Origin of the sequence: Bradyrhizobium sp. ISRA436 (assembly GCF_029910015.1) — a bacterium.
Classification (GTDB): domain Bacteria; phylum Pseudomonadota; class Alphaproteobacteria; order Rhizobiales; family Xanthobacteraceae; genus Bradyrhizobium.
Window position 1 is genome coordinate 3,313,509 of sequence record NZ_CP094519.1, and the last position, 18,849, is coordinate 3,332,357.

Annotated in this window: 17 protein-coding genes; 7 read left to right on the plus strand and 10 right to left on the minus strand. The window is 66.1% G+C overall.

The window, feature by feature from the left end; genetic code table 11:
- Positions 1–3: 3 nt before the first annotated feature.
- From MTX23_RS15640 to topA, 3 genes are read right to left on the minus strand one after another with little or no spacing between them, the layout of a single operon-like run.
- Positions 4–444: a DUF983 domain-containing protein gene (locus MTX23_RS15640; RefSeq protein WP_280977564.1), complete on the minus strand. Its 441-nt coding sequence runs from the start codon at positions 442–444 to the stop codon at positions 4–6.
- Positions 432–2,762, minus strand: a complete 2,331-nt coding sequence (gene rnr / locus MTX23_RS15645; RefSeq protein WP_280977565.1) for a ribonuclease R — start codon at positions 2,760–2,762, stop codon at positions 432–434. The genes MTX23_RS15640 and rnr overlap by 13 nt, the downstream gene beginning before the upstream one ends.
- Complete coding sequence (gene topA / locus MTX23_RS15650) at positions 2,763–5,528, minus strand: type I DNA topoisomerase (protein ID WP_280977566.1); 2,766 nt, start codon at positions 5,526–5,528, stop codon at positions 2,763–2,765.
- 227 nt (positions 5,529–5,755) lie between these two features.
- On the opposite strand from topA, the gene MTX23_RS15655 reads away from it, so the two are divergent.
- Positions 5,756–5,995, plus strand: coding sequence for a hypothetical protein (locus MTX23_RS15655; protein WP_280977567.1), 240 nt, complete (start codon positions 5,756–5,758; stop codon positions 5,993–5,995).
- Between the two features lie 363 nt (positions 5,996–6,358).
- Here MTX23_RS15655 and MTX23_RS15660 read toward each other — a convergent pair whose 3' ends face one another.
- A complete protein-coding gene (locus MTX23_RS15660; protein WP_280972113.1) occupies positions 6,359–7,327 on the minus strand; it encodes an IS481 family transposase in 969 nt (322 codons plus the stop codon).
- Positions 7,328–7,756: 429 nt separating this feature from the next.
- Positions 7,757–8,233 (minus strand): helix-turn-helix domain-containing protein, encoded by a 477-nt coding sequence (locus tag MTX23_RS15665; protein WP_280977568.1) that lies wholly within the window; start codon positions 8,231–8,233, stop codon positions 7,757–7,759.
- Between the two features lie 109 nt (positions 8,234–8,342).
- On the opposite strand from MTX23_RS15665, the gene MTX23_RS15670 reads away from it, so the two are divergent.
- Both MTX23_RS15670 and MTX23_RS15675 read left to right on the plus strand, forming a co-directional pair.
- On the plus strand, positions 8,343–9,116 hold the full coding sequence (locus tag MTX23_RS15670; protein ID WP_280977569.1) for an SDR family oxidoreductase: 774 nt from the start codon (positions 8,343–8,345) through the stop codon (positions 9,114–9,116).
- 166 nt (positions 9,117–9,282) lie between these two features.
- On the plus strand, positions 9,283–9,453 hold the full coding sequence (locus MTX23_RS15675; protein ID WP_280977570.1) for a hypothetical protein: 171 nt from the start codon (positions 9,283–9,285) through the stop codon (positions 9,451–9,453).
- Positions 9,454–9,504: 51 nt separating this feature from the next.
- Here the strand turns inward: MTX23_RS15675 and MTX23_RS15680 are convergent, their stop codons facing one another.
- Entirely contained in the window at positions 9,505–10,113 is a 609-nt protein-coding gene (locus MTX23_RS15680; RefSeq protein WP_280977571.1) for an FMN-dependent NADH-azoreductase, read from the minus strand.
- Between the two features lie 99 nt (positions 10,114–10,212).
- On the opposite strand from MTX23_RS15680, the gene MTX23_RS15685 reads away from it, so the two are divergent.
- A complete protein-coding gene (locus MTX23_RS15685) occupies positions 10,213–10,611 on the plus strand; it encodes a helix-turn-helix domain-containing protein (RefSeq protein WP_280977572.1) in 399 nt (132 codons plus the stop codon).
- Between the two features lie 214 nt (positions 10,612–10,825).
- Here the strand turns inward: MTX23_RS15685 and dprA are convergent, their stop codons facing one another.
- Entirely contained in the window at positions 10,826–11,932 is a 1,107-nt protein-coding gene (gene dprA / locus MTX23_RS15690; RefSeq protein ID WP_280977573.1) for a DNA-processing protein DprA, read from the minus strand.
- Positions 11,933–12,036: 104 nt separating this feature from the next.
- On the opposite strand from dprA, the gene MTX23_RS15695 reads away from it, so the two are divergent.
- A complete protein-coding gene (locus tag MTX23_RS15695) occupies positions 12,037–13,275 on the plus strand; it encodes an amidase (RefSeq protein WP_280977574.1) in 1,239 nt (412 codons plus the stop codon).
- 7 nt (positions 13,276–13,282) lie between these two features.
- On the opposite strand, the gene plsY is transcribed toward MTX23_RS15695, so the two are convergent.
- From plsY to MTX23_RS15710, 3 genes are read right to left on the minus strand one after another with little or no spacing between them, the layout of a single operon-like run.
- Positions 13,283–13,879 (minus strand): glycerol-3-phosphate 1-O-acyltransferase PlsY, encoded by a 597-nt coding sequence (plsY, locus tag MTX23_RS15700; RefSeq protein WP_280977575.1) that lies wholly within the window; start codon positions 13,877–13,879, stop codon positions 13,283–13,285.
- Between the two features lie 38 nt (positions 13,880–13,917).
- The gene (locus MTX23_RS15705; protein ID WP_280977576.1) at positions 13,918–15,219 is read right to left on the minus strand and encodes a dihydroorotase; all 1,302 of its coding nucleotides are present in this window, start codon (positions 15,217–15,219) and stop codon (positions 13,918–13,920) included.
- Between the two features lie 5 nt (positions 15,220–15,224).
- Positions 15,225–16,178 carry an aspartate carbamoyltransferase catalytic subunit gene (locus MTX23_RS15710; protein ID WP_280977577.1) on the minus strand — a complete coding sequence of 318 codons (954 nt, stop codon included), beginning with the start codon at positions 16,176–16,178 and terminating at the stop codon, positions 15,225–15,227.
- Between the two features lie 281 nt (positions 16,179–16,459).
- On the opposite strand from MTX23_RS15710, the gene MTX23_RS15715 reads away from it, so the two are divergent.
- Both MTX23_RS15715 and MTX23_RS15720 read left to right on the plus strand, forming a co-directional pair.
- Positions 16,460–17,170, plus strand: coding sequence for a M15 family metallopeptidase (locus tag MTX23_RS15715; protein ID WP_280978090.1), 711 nt, complete (start codon positions 16,460–16,462; stop codon positions 17,168–17,170).
- A gap of 25 nt (positions 17,171–17,195) precedes the next feature.
- Positions 17,196–18,839 (plus strand): acyl-CoA dehydrogenase family protein, encoded by a 1,644-nt coding sequence (locus tag MTX23_RS15720; RefSeq protein WP_280977578.1) that lies wholly within the window; start codon positions 17,196–17,198, stop codon positions 18,837–18,839.
- The last annotated feature ends 10 nt before the right edge of the window (positions 18,840–18,849 follow it).

Consider the following 18,849-nt stretch of genomic DNA (forward strand, 5'->3'; position numbering starts at 1 on the left):
TAGCTAGACCGGCGGGATGTCGCTAGGGGCATTTTCGTCAAAGCCATGCATGCGCAATGCCCATTGCAATCCGATCACGGCTCCCTTGACCGGCTGGAGCAGAACCAGCGATGCGATGAGCGTGAACGGCAAATAGATCGCAAGCTGCAGCCATACCGGTGGCGAAAAATTGGTCTCGATCCACAGCGCGGTCGGTACCACGATATGGCCGACAATCACGATGACGAGATAGGCGGGCAGGTCGTCCGCGCGATGCGGGGTGAAATCGAGATCGCAGACCGGGCAGTGGCCGTCGCACTTCAGGAACGCGCGAAATAGCTTGCCTTCACCGCAGCGTGGGCAGCGGCCGCGGAACCCGCGCTTCATCGCGCTCCACAGGTCGCGTTTCTCTGACTGCGCTGCGTCGCGGGTCCAGACCACCGTGGGCGGGGTCACCGTTTCCATGATTTGCCTCGCTTCGATTTGCCGGACTTCTGCTTCGCCGGCTTGCGATCCTTTTTCTTGCTGCGTGTTTTCCGCTCCTGATGCGCGTTAGCGCGGCGCTCGGCTCTGGCGCCTTCGCGTTTTCTGCCGCGCGGAATTGCCTGACCATCGGACAATAGCTCAAAGCGCAGCGCGCCGGCCACCGGCGCGGCCTCGACCAGGCGCACGTCGACGACGTCGCCGAGCCGGTACATGGTTCTGCTGCGCGAGCCGATCAGCGCGTGGCGCGTTTCGTCGTAGTTGAAATATTCACTGCCGATCGTGCGAATGGGGATCAGGCCGTCGGCACCGGTGTCGTCGAGCTTCACGAACAGGCCCGCACGCGTCACGCCGGAGATGCGGCCCTGGAAGCTGGCGCCGACGCGATCGGCGAGGAAATGCGCGATCAACCGGTCGGCGGTCTCGCGCTCCGCCTTCATGGCACGCCGCTCGGTGACGGAAATCTGCGCCGCGATCTCGGCGAGCGTTTCGACCGTTTCATCTGCCGGCAGCGCGCCTTCGCCGAGGCCGAGTGCGCGGATCAGCGCGCGATGCACGATCAGATCGGCGTAACGGCGGATCGGCGAGGTGAAGTGCGCGTAGCGGCGCAGGTTCAAGCCGAAATGGCCGTAATTCTCGGCGGAGTATTCGGCTTGCGCTTGCGAGCGCAGCACCACCTCGTTGACCAGCGGTTCGTAGTCTTCGCCGGAGACCTGCGCGAGCACCCGGTTGAACTGCGCGGGGCGCAGCGCGCCCGACTTGGTGAAGGGCAGGTCGAGCGTCTTCAGGAATTCCTGGAGATTGTAGATCTTCTCCTGGGTCGGCTCATCGTGCACGCGATAGATCAGCGGCAGGCCCTTCTTCTCGAGCGTCTCGGCCGCGGCGACGTTGGCCAATATCATGAACTCCTCGATCAGCCGGTGCGCATCCAGCCGCTCCGGCACGATCACGCGATCAACGGTGCCGTCCGGCTTCAGGAGAATCTTGCGCTCGGGCAGATCGAGATCGAGCGGATCGCGCTCGTTGCGCGCGAGCCTGACCAGCTCGTAGGCGGACCACAGCGGCTTCAGGATCGGATCGAGCAGGGGACCGGTGGTGTCGTCGAGCCTGCCGTCGATCGCAGCCTGCGCCTGCGCGTAATGGAGCTTTGCCGCCGAGCGCATCAAGACGCGATGGAAGGTGTGCGAGCGCTTGCGGCCGTCGGCACCGATCACCATGCGCACCGCGAGCGCGCCACGCGGCTCACCCGGCACCAGCGAGCAGAGGTTGTTGGAGATGCGCTCGGGCAACATCGGCACCACGCGATCGGGGAAATACACCGAGTTGCCGCGCTGGAGTGCGTCGCGGTCGAGCACGGAGCCCGGCCGCACATAGAAGCCGACATCCGCGATCGCGACATGGACGATATAGCCGCCCTTATTGTTCGGATCGGGGTCCACTTCGGCGTGCACGGCGTCGTCATGATCCTTGGCATCCGGCGGATCGATGGTGACGAGCGGCACGTCGCGCCAGTCCTCGCGACCCTGCAACGTCGCGGGCTTTGCCTCTTCGGCCTCGCGCAGCGCCGAGGGCGAGAAGACCTGCGGGATGTCGTGGGTGTGGATCGCGATCAGGCTGATCGCCTTCTCGCTCGCGATCGAGCCGAGACGCTCCTTGACGCGTCCGAAGCCGAGCCCATAGCCGCGGCCGCGGATCAGGTCCACGCTGATGAGATCGCCGTCCTTGGCGTCGGCGGTGTCGGCCTTGGCGATATTGAGTTCGCGGCCGGCCTGCTTCTTGTCGACCGGGATCAGCCGTCCGCCGCCGTCGGGGTTGCTGCGGAAGATGCCGAGGATGCGGCTCTTCGCGTGGTCGATGATCTTGATGACGCGGCCGCGATAGGGGGTGCCGTCGCGTTCATCGGTGATTTCGACCCGCAGCAGGGCACGGTCGCCGACGCCGGCCGCGGTGCCGGGCTTCGGCCGCCGCGGCGTCTCGATGCGGATCTTCGGCGCGGTGCCGTTCTCTTCGGCGTCCCACTCGGCGGGCGCGGCGATCAATTCGCCGTCGCTGTCGCGGCCGGTGACGTCTGCAAGCACGGTGGGCGGCAGCGCGGCCGGCTCGTGCATCTTGCGGCCGCGCTTGGCCACCGTGCCGTCCTCGGCGAGCTCGCGCAGGATCCGCTTCAGCTCGGCGCGGTCGGCGTTCTTCAGGCCGAACTCTCGCGCGATCTCGCGGGTGCCGACCTTGCCTGGATTGGCGCGGATGAAGGCGACGATGGCGTCCCGGGCCGGAAAGCCATGGTCGGGTTTTTGTTTCACTTATCCTCTTGCCTTGCCGGCGCTCTTCTTCGCGGGCGCTTTGGTTGATGCCGCGGGCTTCGCGGCCGAGGTCTTGGCGCCTGACGAGACCGGCGCGCGCGCCTTGCTGGTCGCGTCCGATTTCGGCTTCGCTGCGGCCTTCTTGGCCGCGGCTTTCTTGGCGGGCTTGGCCTCGGCATCGCCGTTGGCCTTTGCGGACTTTGCCTCGGATTTGGCGGGCTTGGCCGCCTTCGTCTTCTTGGCCTTCGCCTTGCCGCCGCCCTTGGCCGCGCGCTCGTCGATCAGCGCGATCGCTTCGGCGAGCGTGACCTCCTCGGGTGCGCGGTCGCTCGGGATCGTCGCGTTGACGCCGCCCGCCGTGACATAGGCGCCGTAGCGGCCGTTCTTGAGCGCGACCGCGCCAAGCGTAGGGTGATCGCCGAGCGGCTTGCCTGGATCGGCGCCGAAGCGGCGGCCGCTCGGACCTTTTGCGACCTTCTCGGCAATCAGCGTGACCGCGCGGTTCAGCCCGATGTCGAACACCTCGTCGCCGGCCTCGAGGCTGGCATAGGTCTTCTCGTGCTTGACGAACGGCCCGAAGCGGCCGAGGCCGGCGGTGATCGGCTGCCCGGTCTCCGGATGCTTGCCGATTTCGCGGGGCAGCGAGAGGAGCTTCAGCGCAAGCTCGAGATCGACATCGCCGGGCGAGGTGCCCTTCGGGATGCCAGCGCGCTTCGGCTTCTCGCCTTCCTCATAATCTTTCTGCTCGCCGAGCTGGATATAGGGCCCGAAGCGGCCGGCCTTCACCGCGACGTCGAGCCCGGTCTCGGGGTCCTTGCCGAGGATACGGTCGGCGCTCTCGGCGCCGTCGGCCGCAAGCGGGCGGGTGTAGCGGCACTCCGGATAGTTGGAGCAGCCGACGAAGGCGCCGAACTTGCCGGCTTTCAGATTGAGCCGTCCGGTGCCGCAGGTCGGGCACTGCCTGGGATCGCCGCCATCGGTGCGCGGCGGGTAGATATGCGGACCCAGCATCTCGTCGAGCGCGTCGAGCACTTCGGCGACGCGAAGGTCCTTGATGTCATTCACAGCGCCGATGAAATCCTGCCAGAAATCCTTCAGCACCTGCTGCCAGGAGATCTCGTTGTTGGAGATGCGGTCGAGCTGCTCCTCGAGGTCGGCGGTGAAGTCGTACTCGACGTAGCGCGAGAAGAAGTTCTCCAGGAACGCGACCACGACGCGGCCCTTGTCCTCGCCATGCAGCCGCTTCTTCTCCAGCTTGACGTAGCCACGATCCTTCAACACCTGCAGGATCGAGGCGTAGGTCGAGGGACGGCCGATGCCGAGCTCTTCCATCCGCTTGACCAGCGAAGCCTCGGAGAAGCGCGGCGGCGGCTCGGTGAAATGCTGGGTGACGGCGAGGCTCTGGCGCTTCACCGCTTCGCCCTCGCTCATCGCGGGCAGGCGGCGCGAATCCTCGTTCTCCTCGTCGTCGCGGCTTTCCTGGTAGAGTGCGAGGAAGCCGTCGAACTTGATGACCTGACCCGAAGCGCGCAGCTCCAGCACGCGCGCGCCGGCTTTCGCCTCGATATCAACGGTGGTGCGCTCGAGCTCGGCCGCTTCCATCTGGCTGGCGATCGTGCGCTTCCAGATGAGCTCATAGAGCCGCGCCTGATCGGGGTCGAGCCGGCGGCCGATCGTGGCCGGACGGCGCGACAGATCGGTCGGGCGGATCGCTTCATGCGCTTCCTGCGCGTTCTTGGCCTTGGTTTGGTACTGGCGCGGAGCGCCCGGCACATAGGCGTTGCCGTAATCCTCGCCGATCACCTTGCGCGCTTGCGTGATGGCCTCGTTGGCGATCTGCACGCCGTCGGTTCGCATATAGGTGATGAGACCGGTGGTTTCGCCGCCGATGTCGATGCCCTCATAGAGACGCTGGGCGATGCGCATGGTGTGCGCCGGCGCGAAGCCGAGCTTGCGGCTGGCTTCTTGCTGCAGCGTCGAGGTGGTGAAGGGGGCCTGCGGGTTGCGCCGTGCGGGCTTCGCCTCGACGGTCACGACCCTGAAGGTCGCGGCCTCGATCGCCTTCCTGAAGTCTTCGGCCTCCGCACCGGAGCCGATGTCGAGCCGCTGGATCTTCTTGCCGTCGGCACCGACCAGGCGCGCCTCGAAGGCTTCGCCGCGGGGGGTGAGCAGGGTGGCGATCAGCGACCAGTATTCCCTGGGGACGAACTTCTCGATCTCGAGCTCGCGGTCGCAGACCAGCCGCAGTGCGACCGACTGCACGCGGCCCGCCGAACGGGCGCCTGGCAGCTTGCGCCACAGCACCGGGGAGAGGGTGAAGCCGACCAGGTAATCGAGCGCACGGCGCGCCATGTAGGCGTCGACCAGCGCGCCGTCGATCTGGCGCGGTGCCTTCATCGCCTCGGAGACGGCCTGCTTGGTGATGGCGTTGAACACCACGCGCTCGACCCTCTGGTCTTTCAGCGCGCGCTTCTCCTTCATCACCTCCAGCACGTGCCAGGAGATCGCCTCGCCCTCGCGATCAGGGTCGGTTGCGAGAATCAGGCGGTCGGCACCCTTCAGCGCCTTGGCGATGTCGTTCAGCCGGCCGGCAGCCTTGGCGTCCACCTCCCAGATCATCTGGAAATTGGCGTCCGGATCGACGGAACCGTTCTTCGCCGGGAGGTCGCGGACATGGCCGAACGACGCCAGGACCTCGTAGGAGGCCCCCAGATATTTGTTGATCGTCTTGGCCTTGGCCGGCGACTCCACGATGACGATATTCATGTCATTCCAATAGCTTACGGGAAAACTTGAAGGCGGGTTCCGCTAGACTCGCGGCCCGCCGTTTCGGGGCGAACATGGGTGCTGAGGCGGCCCCTGTCAAATCGACAGATATTGAAAGGGTGGGTTTGGGTAGCAAAATCCTACCTCAAAGGTTGAAAAATGCGCCCTAGAGTTGTGGCCGGAAAGAGCGTATCTCTTGTTCCATCGGGTGGGATGGAAGCGGCTTCTTGACCAGGGCAGGAGGCGGCCGGAAGCGGACAGCGTTCGGCCGACAGCGATCGGCAGGCGACGAGACAGGTGGGGAGGGCAGCCCGGATGACGCCCTGGTCCTGATTGGAGCGGCTGCGACCGAACTAGCGAAACTCGCCCAGCGCCACAAATTCGAGGTCCTCGACCGCTTGCTTGCCATGGCGCGGCTGGAAGCCGACGAGCAATTGCGCTTGCGCAGCCGGCGCAAGCTGTCGTGAGAGTTCTCGCGAGTCGTCCCTGCGAAAGCAGCAACCTGCAACCGAGCGCCAGGACGACATCGAGTTTGTTGCACCGCTTGTGAGTCATACGTTCGCACTCTCGCGGCGCGATGCGTCCGAGGTTTGGTGCCATCTTCGCCGCCCTTCGATCAGAGGGCGCAGGGAAAGCCGGGTGCCGATCGCACCCATGGGTCCCGCGCAGTAAAAAACGCGGGAGGTAGGACCACAGGTGAGACCGAATAACACTCCGGCTTTCCCTGCGCGATGGTTTACGGCTTATACGTGCTCTCCCCGGCGAGACTGGGCTTTGTTGTCACCGTCATCAGCGAGAGAATTTGTCTCCTGCTGGTGAGACACCTGCCACTAGGTGTGGAGCCTCAAGAGGTTGTTCCCGGTTAATCCGAGCCTGCTGATCGGCGGCTTTGAGCCGATACTGCCATGAGGACGATGCCAGTTGTAGCGGTGAAGCCATCGTGGCAGCTCCGCGGCTCTTTCTGTTGAGGTGTTGTAGGCCTGCGCGTAGGCCCATTCTCGCAGGCTGGTCTGAATGAAGCGTTCGGCCTTGCCATTGGTTTTGGGCGTATAGGGCTTGGTGCGGATGTGCTTGAGGCCGAGGCGCTGACATGCCTTTCGGAAGGCGGCGGATTTGTAGCACGCGCCGTTGTCGGTCATGACGCGCTCGACCTTCACGCCCAGGCTCACGTAGTAGGCCACCGCCGCCTTGAGGAAGGCGACGGCACAGCCCTTTCGCGCGTTCTTCATGACCTGGCTGAAGGCGATCCGCGACGCATCGTCGATGCAAACATGGACGTATTCCCAACCTGGTCCTTGACGGCGAGAACGCAGGTTGCTCGCCCCACGTCGATCGCCGGTGATCCGATGGCCGATCCGATTGAACTTGCCGAGCTTTTTGATGTCGATGTGGATCAGCTCACCAGGATGCTGGCGCTCATAGCGCCGGATCGGCTCAGCCGGCTCCAGCGCAGCCAGCCGGTTCAAACCGAGCCGGCGCAGGATCCGGCTGACGGTTGCTGCTGAGACCCCGACCTCGCGCGCGATCTGCTTGCCGGTGTGGCGCTGCCGGCGGAACGTCTCGACAGCGGCGCATGTGGCGGCCGGGGTTTGGCTTGGCAAGGAATGCGGCCGTGAGGACCGATCCTGCAAACCATCGACGCCTTCTGCGCGGAAGCGCTTGACCCATTTGGCGACTGTCTTCGCCGTAACATTGAATTGGCGCGCGGCGGCGGCCTTCGTCAGGCCGCTCTCGATCACGCTCCGCGCCATCGCCGCTCGACCTTTTGGCGTCAAAGGCGCATTCTTGTGGATGTTCATCTGGTCTCTCCGGGGAACCCTGAAGCGTCGCAGCCTCAGCTTCCTCGGTTCAGACCAGATGGACAACCTCCTGAAAGCTCACAACTAGGGCGTCAGGCCTGCACGACTTCACCGTCCGCTATCTGCCACGCTCGTCAGCCGTGACAGCGGCGTCCACCGCATCTCGACCCAACACTCGTGACGATCGCGAAGCGCCCCTCAAGCGGGTGAGACGGGCGATTCATACACGGAATTTTACTTCTGGAAAACAGAAATATTTTGCGCGCAAGGGCTTGCGCCGTCGGGCAACTCAGCGCTAGGGGCGGCATCCTCCCGGTCATTCCGGGGCTCGCGAAGCGAGAACCCGGAATCTCGAGATTCTCAGGTGCGCAAGAGCGCACCACAGTTCGACGCTGCGCGTCGCCCCGGAATGACGACGGAGAGCGTTCGTCAGGCCAGCGCCCGCCGCGTACGCTTGACGGCAGGCCGCGGCTTCAGCGAGGTGTCGGCGGCATCAAGCACGCGCCCGTCCTGCGAATACAGCGCGAGCTTCTTCACCGGCTTGCCCTTGTTGCGGTCGACCAGGATTGTCGCGATCTCGTCCGGGTGCTCGTCGAACTGCTCGCTCCACTGCCGAAGCGCGACCAGGATCGGGAAGATCCCGCGTCCCTTCGGCGTCAGCACATATTCCTGATAGGCGCTGCCGTCGGAGGCGGGGACCATCTTCAGGATGCCGCGCTCGACGAGCGCGCGCAGCCGCGCGGCGAGGATGTTCTTGGCAAGGCCGAGGCTCGCCTGGAATTCGCCGAAGCGGCGCCGGCCGAGGCTGGCGTCGCGGATGATCAGGAGCGACCACCAGTCGCCGAACACGTCGAGCGCCCGCGCGATCGGGCAGGCATCGCCCGCAAGGCTGGTTCGCTTCATCACAACTCTCTCCGGCAAAGGGCCTGCGATCACGGTCCAAGTGGTTGTATTATTAAACTAGAGGCTTACGTGGGCAATCAAGTTTAATAATGCAACCAATTTGGAGGCGAACATGAGACTGGCGAACAAGACGGCGTTGATCACCGGCGGCAACAGCGGCATCGGCCTTGCGACCGCGAAACTGTTCGTGGCTGAAGGCGCCAAGGTCGTCATCACCGGGCGCAACCGTGTGACGCTCGCGTCCGCGGCGAAGGAACTCGGGCCGAACGCGCTGGCGGTGGCGGCCGATGCGACCGATGTCGCGGCGCTGGAAGCCGCCGCGAAGCAGGGCGCGGAAAAATTCGGCAAGTACGACGTCCTGTTTGCGAATGCCGGCATTCCCGGCCAGACGCCGGTCGGCGGCACCACGCTTTCGGCCTTCGAAAGCGTGATCCGGACCAATCTCACCGGCGTGTTCTTTACCGTGCAGGCGGCTGTGCCCTGTCTCAACGACGGCGCGTCGATCATCCTCAACGGCTCCGTGATCTCGGTGCTCGGCAATCCCGGCTATTCGGCATATGCCGCGAGCAAGGCCGGTGTGCGGGCGATGGCGCGGGTGATGGCGTCGGAACTTTCGCCGCGCAGGATCCGCGTCAACGTGGTGGCGCCGGGCGCCGTGCGCACACCGATCTGGGGCGCCGCGATCGCAACGCCGGAAGCGGAGAAAATGTTGGAGGCGCGGATCGCCAAGTCGACGCCGCTCGGGCGCATTGGTGAACCGGATCACATTTCGAAGACGGTGCTGTTCCTGGCGTCGGACGATTCCGCGCATCTGCAAGGGCAGGAGCTGTTCGTCGACGGCGGCGCCACGGCGTCACCCGCGGGCGCGCCGATCTATCGCGGCTAAATCATTTCTGATTGTTCAAAGCGGTCGGTGTAGTGCCTGCATCACGCCGACGCTTTTTTGCGCCTGTCTACTCGTCGGACACAAAACGGATTGAACCTTCGTAGAGGCTGGCAGGACTCCTGAAGGGCAGGGGATTTTTTCACCACGGAATTATTTGGAGACCAGCATGCCCAAGACGGCCCGCATTTCGACGTCGGTCACGGCTCCGGTTTCGTCCATATCCGAAGATGAAGAGCCAGATTCGTCGCAATTGGTAACGGTCGCGCTGTTTTCCGGCATTGGCCTGTTGATTTCGCTCGTCGCTGTCATCACTGGAATCCAGGGCGTCTGGCTCTGAGTTCACGGACGTAGGCCAGCCGCCGCCGAGGCGGCGGCTGGCCCTGCGGGTTCAAGCCGCGTTGAGGCTGCTCGCGGCCTGCAGCGCACCCGCAACGGCTCTCTCGCGATGATCGGGACCGACCTGGATGCCGTCGGCGGAAATGAACTCGAGATTCGTGACGCCGATGAAGCCGAACACCCCGCGCAGATAGCTTTCTAGATGTTCGAGCGCGGCCATCGGCGTGCCGGCGCCGTAATAACCGCCGCGCGAGATCGCGATGACGACGCGCTTGTTGCCGGCCAGTCCCTCGACGCCGGCGGCGCCGTATTTGAAGGTCTTGCCTGCCACCACGACGCGGTCGATCCAGGCCTTGAGCTGGCTCGGAATGGTGAAATTGTACATCGGCGCGCCGATCACGACGATATCGGCGTCCAGGAACTCCGCGAGCACCGCCTGACCGGCAGCGATATCGTCGCGCAGCGCGGGTTCCGGGGCCGCGCCCTGGCCGGCGGCCAGGTGCGAGCCGGTGAGGTGGGCGAGCGGGGTCTGCGTCAGGTCGCGATAGGTGACGACGAGGCCGGGATTGGCCTGGCGCAGCCGCTCGACGGCGGCGGCGGAGACCTGACGGCTGACGGAGTGCGGGCCGAGGACCGAGGAATCGATGTGCAGAAGTTTCATGGCAGAGGTCGCCTTTGGTATAGGTTTGTAACTGGCACTATATGAGTGACTGCCCTAAATCTCCGCAAGAACGCACAATTTTGAAACCCGAGCACAGACATGAGACCCGCGAACACCAATGTGCCTGCTCCGCCGCCGCGACCCGACCCCAACCACAGCGATTGCCGCGCAGTCGCCTCGGTGCTGGCGCGCATCGGCGACAAATGGAGCGTGTTCGTGATCATGATGCTGATCGACGGCCCGCGGCGCTTCAACGAGTTGAAGCGCATGATCAACGGCATCTCGCAGCGGATGCTGACGCTGACCCTGCGCGGGCTGGAGCGCGACGGCCTCGTGACGCGCACGATTTTCCCGACCATCCCGCCCCGGGTGGACTACGAGCTGACCGATCTAGGCCGCGGCCTTGCCGAGCCGATCAAGGCGCTCGGCGAATGGGCCTTCGCGCATCTGCCGGAGATCGAAGGCGCGCGCACGCGGTTCGACGCGCGGAATGTGTAAGGTTTGAGCGCCCGGCTTATCCACGTCATTGCGAGCCAACGGGTCGGCGCGCAGCGCCGCCCGATGACAGGCTCCGCGAAGCAATCCAGAGCGCGGCATGGATTGCTTCGTCGCTTCAGCGCAAAATTGCCTTGCAATTTTGTCGCGAGCTCCTCGCAATGACGGGGCAGCATTCATGGCCTCTTATCGGACCCGTACACAGGGCGGACCGCCCCTAAATCATCGACACCAGGCCGCCGCCGTGGCGCTCGAGCTTGCCGGCGAGCTCAAGTTCGAGCAGCACCGCGCGGACGATCGCGGGCGGCACATCGGCCATCCGGATCAGATCGTCGAGGCTGACCGGGCTCGGCCCCAGCAGATTGACGATGCGGGCACGGTCGGACGCGTCGGTGGCGAAATCCAGCGGTTCGTCGTCCTCGCGCGCGCCGAGCATGACCGGCCGCTCCATGATCGGCGTGACGGCGTTGATGATGTCGGCGGCCTCGGTGACCAGCGTCGCGCCCTGCTTGATCAGATCATTGGTGCCGGCGGCGCGCGGGTCGATCGGCGAGCCCGGCGCCGCAAACACCTCGCGGCCCTGTTCGGCCGCCATCCGTGCCGTGATCAGCGAGCCCGAGCGATGCGCCGCCTCGACGATGACGACGCCGAGCGAGGCGCCCGAGATCAGCCGGTTGCGGCGGGGAAAATCGCGCGCCCGCGGCACATGGCCGAGCGGCATTTCGGAGATCGCGGCCCCCTGATCGAGCAGAGCGGCCAAGAGGTCGTCATGTTCGGGCGGATAGATCCTGTCATGGCCGCCGGCGAGCACGGCGACCGTACCGCTCGCGATCGTCGCGCGGTGCGCCGCCTGGTCGATGCCGCGGGCGAGGCCGGAAATGACGACAAAGCCGGCGTCGCCGAGCTCGCGCGCCAGGGTGCCTGCAAACTTCAGGCCGGCGCCCGAGGCGTTGCGCGAACCGACGATCCCGATCATCGGCCGCGTCAGCGCTTCAAGCGCACCGCGCACACCGAGCAGCGGCGGAGCGTCGTCGATGCTGGCGAGCCGCGACGGATAGTGCGCTTCGCCGGGCGCGACGAGATCGATGCCGAACTTTTGGCAGGCGGCAAGTTCGGCGGCGGCATCTGCTTCGGTGCAGATGCGCCCCACGCCCGACGCGCCGCCGCGGCGCGCGAGATCGGGCAGGCGCTCCAGCGCGCTGGCCGCATCGCCGAAATAGCGCAGCAGCGATGCAAAAGTGCGCGGGCCGACATTGTCGGAGCGGATCAGCCTGAGGCGGCTGAGCCGTTCGAGGTCGGAGAGCTTGTGCGGGCGGTCGTGCATGCGGGATCCAGCTTCGCCCAAGCGGGGATTGTGATCAACGGCCACATTGGCACACCCCGCGCAACGCGCTACGTACAACGGTCGACAGCAGCAGGGGGCGCGCCATGATCTCACTCGCCGATCTTCAACACCGGATCGAACAGGGCGCGCTGTCGGCCGGGGCAGCCATCGGCCAATCGCTGGACGCGATCCGCGCGGATCACAAGACCATCGGCGCCTTCGTCCGCTACGACGAGACCGCCGGTGCGCAGACGGCCGGGCCGCTGCGCGGTGTCGCGGTCGGCATCAAGGACATCATCGATACCGCCGATTTCCCGACCGAGATGGGCGCGCAGATCTATCGGGATCATCGCCCGCGCGCGGATGCGCCGGTCGTGATGGCGCTGAAGCAGGCGGGCGCGACCATCATCGGCAAGACCACGACGACGGCGTTTGCGGCCAACGATCCGACCGCCACGCTCAATCCGCATAATCATGCGCACACGTCCGGCGGGTCGTCGTCGGGCTCGGCGGCGGCGGTCGCGGCCGGAATGATCCCGCTGGCGCTGGGCACCCAGACTGGCGGTTCGGTGATCCGGCCGGCCTCGTTCTGCGGCGTCGCCGCGATCAAGCCGAGCTATCGGCTGCTGCCGACCGTCGGCGTGAAATGCTTCTCCTGGACGCTCGACACCGTCGGGCTGTTCGCGGCCGGCGTGCGCGACGTCGCGCTGGGGCTTGCGGCGATGACCAACCGGCCGGAATTGGTGGTGCCGTCGGTGGTGCCGGCGCCGCGGATCGGCGTGGTGACGCAGGCGTTCGCCGGCGCGCCGGAGCCGTCGGGCGCGGAGGCGGTGCAGAAAGCGTCGCGCGCCGCCGAGCGGGCCGGGGCGTCGGTGCGCGAGCTCGCGATGCCCGAGATCGTCGCGGAAGCCTGGCGCATGCATCCCGTGGTGCAGGATTTCGAGGCGCATCAATCGTTCGCCTGGGAGTACCGGCGGAACTACGATGCGATGCCGCCGCTGTTGCGCGGCCGGCTCGACGAGAGCAAGGGCATCACGGCGGCCGATTACGATGCGGCGATGGACGTCGCCTTGCGCGCGCGGCAGGCGCTGGCGGCTGTGTTCGACGAGGTCGACGTGCTGCTGACGCTGTCGGCGCCCGGCGCCGCGCCCGAGGGGTTATCGTCGACCGGCGATCCCCGTTACAACCGGCTGTGGACGCTGATGGGCGTGCCCTGCGTCAACGTGCCGGCGCATGTGGCCGAGGCAGGGCTGCCGGTTGGCGTCACCGTCATCGCGCCGTTCGGCGCCGACGCGCGGGCGCTGGCGGCGGCGAGTTTCGTCGAGGACGCGTTGAAGAGGTAGACGGAGCCTACTTCGTCTCGCCGATCTTGCCTTCGGTGCCGGTCTGCAGGCGCTTGATGTTCTCGCGGTGCATGTAGAACAGCAGCAGCGTCAGCACCGCAAATAGCGAGGCGAGGGCATTGTGGCCGAACCACCACAGGAAGATCGGGGTCACGAAGGCCGCGACCAGTGCCGAGAGCGACGAGTAGCGGCTGGTAAAGGCGGTGGCGAGCCAGATCACGGCAAAGATCAACGCGGCCGGCCAGAACAGGCCGAGCAGCACGCCGATATAGGTCGCGACGCCCTTGCCACCCTTGAACCCGAGCCAGACCGGGAACAGGTGGCCGAGGAATGCGCCGAGCGCGGCGAGCATCGCCGCATTTGGGCCGCCGAAGTAGCCAGCGATGATCACGGCGACCGTGCCCTTCAGCATGTCGCCGATCAGGGTTGCCGCCGCGAGGCCCTTGCGGCCGGTGCGAAGCACGTTGGTGGCGCCGATATTGCCCGACCCGATCGAGCGCAGATCCTGCGTGCCGGCGAGCTTGGTCAGGATCATCCCGAACGGGATCGACCCGAACAGGTAGCCGATCAGGAACGCGACAATGAGGAATCCGTCACCCGACATGGCTGTGGCTCCCGTCGTGCCGGACATTGTGGCACGGGTCAGACATGTTCGTACACCGTACGTCCGCTGACAATGGTCCGCATCACGCGGCCCGAGAACCGGGCGTCGTCGAACGGGGTGTTCTTGCACAGCGACTTGAGGTCGTCGCGGTCGAGCACCCAGGGCGTGTCGGCGTCGATCACGATCACGTCGGCCGGCGCGCCCGCGCGCAGCGTGCCGCCGGGCAGGCCGAGCAGTTCCGCCGGCCGGGTCGACATCGCCCGGATCAGGGTCTTGAACTCCATCTCGCCATTATGGATCAGCCGCAAGGCGGCCGGCAGCATGGTCTGCAGTCCGACCGCGCCGCTGGCGGCTTCCGCGAACGGCAACCGCTTGACCTCGACGTCCTGTGGGTTGTGGTCGCTCATCACGACGTCGATCAGCCCGGAGGCGAGCGCCGCCACCAGCGCCCTGCGGTCGTCCTCGGTGCGCAGCGGCGGCGACAGCTTCAGAAAGGTGCGGTAGGGGCCGATGTCGTTCTCGTTCAAGGTGACATGGTTGATCGAGACCGAGGCCGAGACGTCGAGCCCGTTGTCGCGGGCGCGCTTGAGGATCTCGAGTGATTCCATCGAGGTCAGCGAGGCCGCGTGATAGCGGCCGCCGGTCAGCGCCGCGAGCCGCATGTCGCGCTCGAGCATGATCGACTCGGCCGCCGTCGGGATGCCTGATAGCCCGAGCCGTGTGGCGAACTCGCCCTCATTCATCACGCCTTCGCCGACCAGATGCGGGTCTTCGGTGTGATGCACGATCAGCGCGTCGAAATCGCGCGCATAGGTCAGCGCGCGGCGCATCACCTGGGCGTTGGTGACGCTCTTGTCGCCGTCGGTGAAGGCCACGGCGCCGGCGGCCTTCAACAGGCCGATCTCGGTCATCTCCTGGCCCTGCAGGCCCTTGGTCAGCGCTGCCATCGGATGGATGTTGACGATCGCGGTGTCGCGGGCGCGGCGCAGCACGAAGTCGACGGTCGCCGAATTGTCGATGACCGGCGAGGTGTCGGGCTGGCAGATGATCGTGGTGATGCCGCCGGCGGCCGCGGCCAGGCTCGCCGAGGCAAAGGTTTCGCGATGGCTCGCGCCAGGCTCGCCGACAAAGGCGCGCATGTCGATCAGCCCGGGCGCCACGATCTTTCCGGCGCAATTGACGATGTCGGTGCCTTCGGGGACGCCGGCAGCGCCGATGCCGCGCTTGGCGTCGCGGATCACGCCGTCGGCGATCAGCACGTCGCCGGGGCCGTCGAAATCGCGCGACGGATCGATGACGCGGGCGTTGGCGAGCAGGACAGGGCGGCGGTCGGTCAGCATCGGTCTCACGCGTTCGGCAGGTTGCGGGCGAGTGCTTCCAGCACCGCCATGCGCACTGCCACTCCCATTTCGACTTGTTCGCGGATCAGCGACTGCGCGCCGTCGGCGACGAAGGTGTCGATCTCGACGCCGCGGTTCATCGGGCCCGGATGCATCACCAGCGCGTCGGGCTTGGCGTAGCCGAGCTTCTTCTGGTCGAGCCCGAAATAGTGGAAGTATTCGCCCGACGACGGCACGAAGGAGCCGTTCATGCGCTCGCGCTGCAGCCGCAGCATCATCACGATGTCGGCGCCGTTGAGCCCCTCGCGCATGTCGCGCGCGACCTCGACGCCCATTCGTTCGATGCCCGGCGGCAGCAGCGTGGAGGGGCCGACGACGCGGACGCGGGCGCCCATGGTGTTGAGCAGCAGGATGTTCGAGCGCGCCACGCGCGAATGCAGCACGTCGCCGCAGATCGCGATCGTGAGCCCCTCGATCCGGCCCTTGTTGCGGCGGATGGTCAGCGCGTCGAGCAGCGCCTGGGTCGGATGCTCATGGCTGCCGTCGCCGGCATTGATCACGGAGCCGTCAACCTTGCGCGCAAGCAGCTCGACCGCGCCCGAGGCATGGTGGCGCACCACCAGGATGTCGGGGTGCATCGCGTTCAATGTCACCGCGGTGTCCATCAGCGTCTCGCCCTTGCGGGTCGACATCGACGACACCGACATGTTCATGACGTCGGCGCCCAGCCGTTTTCCGGCGATCTCGAACGAGGACTGGGTCCGGGTCGAGGCCTCGAAGAACAGGTTCACCTGGGTACGGCCTCGCAAGCTGGCGCGCTTTTTGTCGACCTGGCGGTTGAGCTCGACATACTCCTCGGAGAGGTCGAGCAGGCCCGTGATGTCGTCGGCGGAAAGGCCCTCGATGCCCAGCAGATGCCGGTGACCGAGGACGAAAGTCGATTTCAATGATGGGGTCATTAAAGCCAGAGCTATAGGCGCGGATGGCCCGAGGGGCAAGCGCGAAGAGGGGGGATGGAAGTTATCCCCATCTGCAGGGTGAAGGGGGCGACAGCGGCTGGCTGGCTCTGTGATGAAGGGGGGCTGCTCCAGCCTTCCGCGTCTTGCCTTTGCTGGTTTTTCGGGAACAGAGACGTGGATGACCAGGGCAACAGGTGACCGGTAGCGACGCTGTCCTGGCCACGAGGATGGAGCGAGAAGTCATGAAAATTGTTGTGATCGTCGCTGCCGTCGTGGCCTGGATGTCGCCGGCCATTGCGCAGGGCCTGGCCGGCGATTTCGTGTTCCTCCGCGACATCGATCCGTCCATCATCCAGGACATCCGCTACGCCACCTCGAACAACTTCATGGGCCGGCCGATCGCGGGCTACGGTGCCGGCGAATGCGTGGTGAAGCGGGAGGTCGGGCTTCGCCTGAAGGCCGTGCAGCAGGAACTCGCGCGGCGAAAACTCTCGCTCAAGATGTTCGATTGCTACCGGCCGGCCCGCGCCGGCGCCGACATGGTCGCGTGGTCGAAGAACGGCAGGGAAACCGCGGCTGAGCGGCGCTACAATCCGGCCTTCTCCAAGGCAGAACTGTTCCGCCTCGGCTACATCGCCACCCATTCGGGGCACTCCACCGGAGGTGCCCTCGATCTCACCTTGGTCGATCTCACCGCCGACAATTCCGGCAAGTTCGATCCCGCGCGCAACTACGCCGACTGCACCGCTCCGGCGGCGGCACGGGCGCCAGAGGGGAGCGTCGACATGGGCACCGGCTATGACTGCTCCGGTGCGAAAGGGCACACCGCCGCTGATACGATCACGCCGGCGCAGCGGCGATGGCGGAACATCCTGCTGGCGGCCATGGCCAGGCAGGGATTTGTGAACTATTCGAAGGAATGGTGGCACTTTTCGCTGCCGGGGGCGGGCGGACAAGCCTATGATTTCCCGATACCTTCGCACCGCAATTGATTTCTGACAGGTTCGAGACACGCCCATGACGCAGGCTTCATTTGCCACCCACGAGGTGCTGAACCAGTCGCCGCCGTTCGAGGATGTCGACCTGTTCGCGGTCGATGCGCCGCTGGCTGCGGCGGTCGCGGCTAATGGCGGGGCGACGGCCACGGCTGAGCTGTCGGATTTCGGCAAGCATTGGGGTTCCGCCGCGATGGCGGAACGCGGGCGCCTCGCCAACGAGAACACGCCAAAACTCCGTCTGTTCGATTCCAGGGGCAATCGCCGCGACACGGTCGAGTTTCATCCGGCCTATCACGAGCTGATGGCGCACTCGGCGCATGCCGGCGTGCACAATTCGACCTGGACCGCCCAAGGCGAACCGGCCGGCGGGGCGGCCGAGGTGGTGCGCGCGGCGAAGTTCTACATCGCCTCCCAGGTCGAGACCGGCCACCTCTGCCCGATCACGATGACGCGCGCCTCGGTCGCGGCGCTCGCCGCGCAGCCGGACATTCTGGCGAAGATCATGCCGGTGATCGGCGCGCGCTCCTACGATCCGAGCTTTGCGCCGTGGTGGACCAAGCGTGGCATGACGCTCGGCATGGGGATGACCGAGAAGCAGGGCGGCACCGACGTGCGCGCCAACATGACGCGGGCGGAGCGCGACGACGATGCCTACCGCATCACCGGCCATAAATGGTTCATGTCGGCGCCGATGTGCGACGCGTTCCTGGTGCTGGCGCGGGCCAAGGACGGCTTGAGCTGCTTCTTCATGCCGCGCTTCGCGCCCGACGGCTCGGTCAATGCGATCCGGTTCCAGCGGCTGAAGGACAAGCTCGGCAACCGTTCCAACGCGTCGTCGGAAGTGGAATTCCACGGCGCCTATGCCGAGTTGATCGGCGAGGAGGGCAAGGGCATCCGCACCATCATCCAGATGGTGCAGCTGACACGGCAGGACTGCGCGATTGCCTCCGCGGGCCTGATGCGCTCGGGGCTTGCGCATGCGCTGCATCACGCGCGCCATCGCAGCGTGTTCCAGAAGCATCTCGCCGATCAGCCCCTGATGCAGGCGGTGCTGTCGGACATGGCGCTGCATGTCGAAGCGTCGGTTGCGCTGGCGATGCGGCTCTGCCGCGCTTTCGACCGCGCGCCCGGTGATGCGGGTGAGGCCGCCTATATGCGGCTGCTGACGCCTGCGATCAAATACTGGGTCTGCAAGAGCGCGCCCGCCTTCCTCTACGAGGCGATGGAGTGCCTCGGCGGCAACGGCTATGTCGAGGAGGGCATTCTGGCGCGTCACTACCGGGAGTCGCCGGTCAACGCGATCTGGGAAGGCTCCGGCAATGTGATGTGCCTCGACGTGTTGCGCGCGCTCGGCCGCGAGGCCGACGCCGCATTGGCCGTGCTGCGCGCGCTCGCCGACGACACCAAGGGCCTGCCGGGCGCCGTCGAGACCGTCGCGTCGGTCGGCAAGGCGTTCCGCCGGGCTGACAGCGAGCGCGTGGCCCGGCTTGCGGTCGAGAAGCTCGCGCTGCTTGCGGCGGCCGCGGCGCTGAACCGGATCGCGCCTGATCACGCCGAACTGTTCGCGGCCACGCGGCTCGCCGGAAACCATGCCGGCATGTACGGCGCGGTCGAACTGTCTGACGAGGACCAGCGCGCGCTGCTCGTGCGCGCACTGCCATGAAGGCCTGCTG

Bases quoted from the DNA above. Each gene is read 5' to 3' on its own strand.
- MTX23_RS15640 (WP_280977564.1), bottom strand. From the start codon at position 444: ATGGAAACGGTGACCCCGCCCACGGTGGTCTGGACCCGCGACGCAGCG.
- topA (WP_280977566.1), bottom strand. From the start codon at position 5,528: ATGAATATCGTCATCGTGGAGTCGCCGGCCAAGGCCAAGACGATCAAC.
- MTX23_RS15660 (WP_280972113.1), bottom strand. From the start codon at position 7,327: ATGAACATCCACAAGAATGCGCCTTTGACGCCAAAAGGTCGAGCGGCG.
- MTX23_RS15670 (WP_280977569.1), top strand. From the start codon at position 8,343: ATGAGACTGGCGAACAAGACGGCGTTGATCACCGGCGGCAACAGCGGC.
- MTX23_RS15675 (WP_280977570.1), top strand. From the start codon at position 9,283: ATGCCCAAGACGGCCCGCATTTCGACGTCGGTCACGGCTCCGGTTTCG.
- MTX23_RS15680 (WP_280977571.1), bottom strand. From the start codon at position 10,113: ATGAAACTTCTGCACATCGATTCCTCGGTCCTCGGCCCGCACTCCGTC.
- MTX23_RS15685 (WP_280977572.1), top strand. From the start codon at position 10,213: ATGAGACCCGCGAACACCAATGTGCCTGCTCCGCCGCCGCGACCCGAC.
- dprA (WP_280977573.1), bottom strand. From the start codon at position 11,932: ATGCACGACCGCCCGCACAAGCTCTCCGACCTCGAACGGCTCAGCCGC.
- MTX23_RS15695 (WP_280977574.1), top strand. From the start codon at position 12,037: ATGATCTCACTCGCCGATCTTCAACACCGGATCGAACAGGGCGCGCTG.
- plsY (WP_280977575.1), bottom strand. From the start codon at position 13,879: ATGTCGGGTGACGGATTCCTCATTGTCGCGTTCCTGATCGGCTACCTG.
- MTX23_RS15705 (WP_280977576.1), bottom strand. From the start codon at position 15,219: ATGCTGACCGACCGCCGCCCTGTCCTGCTCGCCAACGCCCGCGTCATC.
- MTX23_RS15710 (WP_280977577.1), bottom strand. From the start codon at position 16,178: ATGACCCCATCATTGAAATCGACTTTCGTCCTCGGTCACCGGCATCTG.
- MTX23_RS15715 (WP_280978090.1), top strand. From the start codon at position 16,460: ATGTCGCCGGCCATTGCGCAGGGCCTGGCCGGCGATTTCGTGTTCCTC.
- MTX23_RS15720 (WP_280977578.1), top strand. From the start codon at position 17,196: ATGACGCAGGCTTCATTTGCCACCCACGAGGTGCTGAACCAGTCGCCG.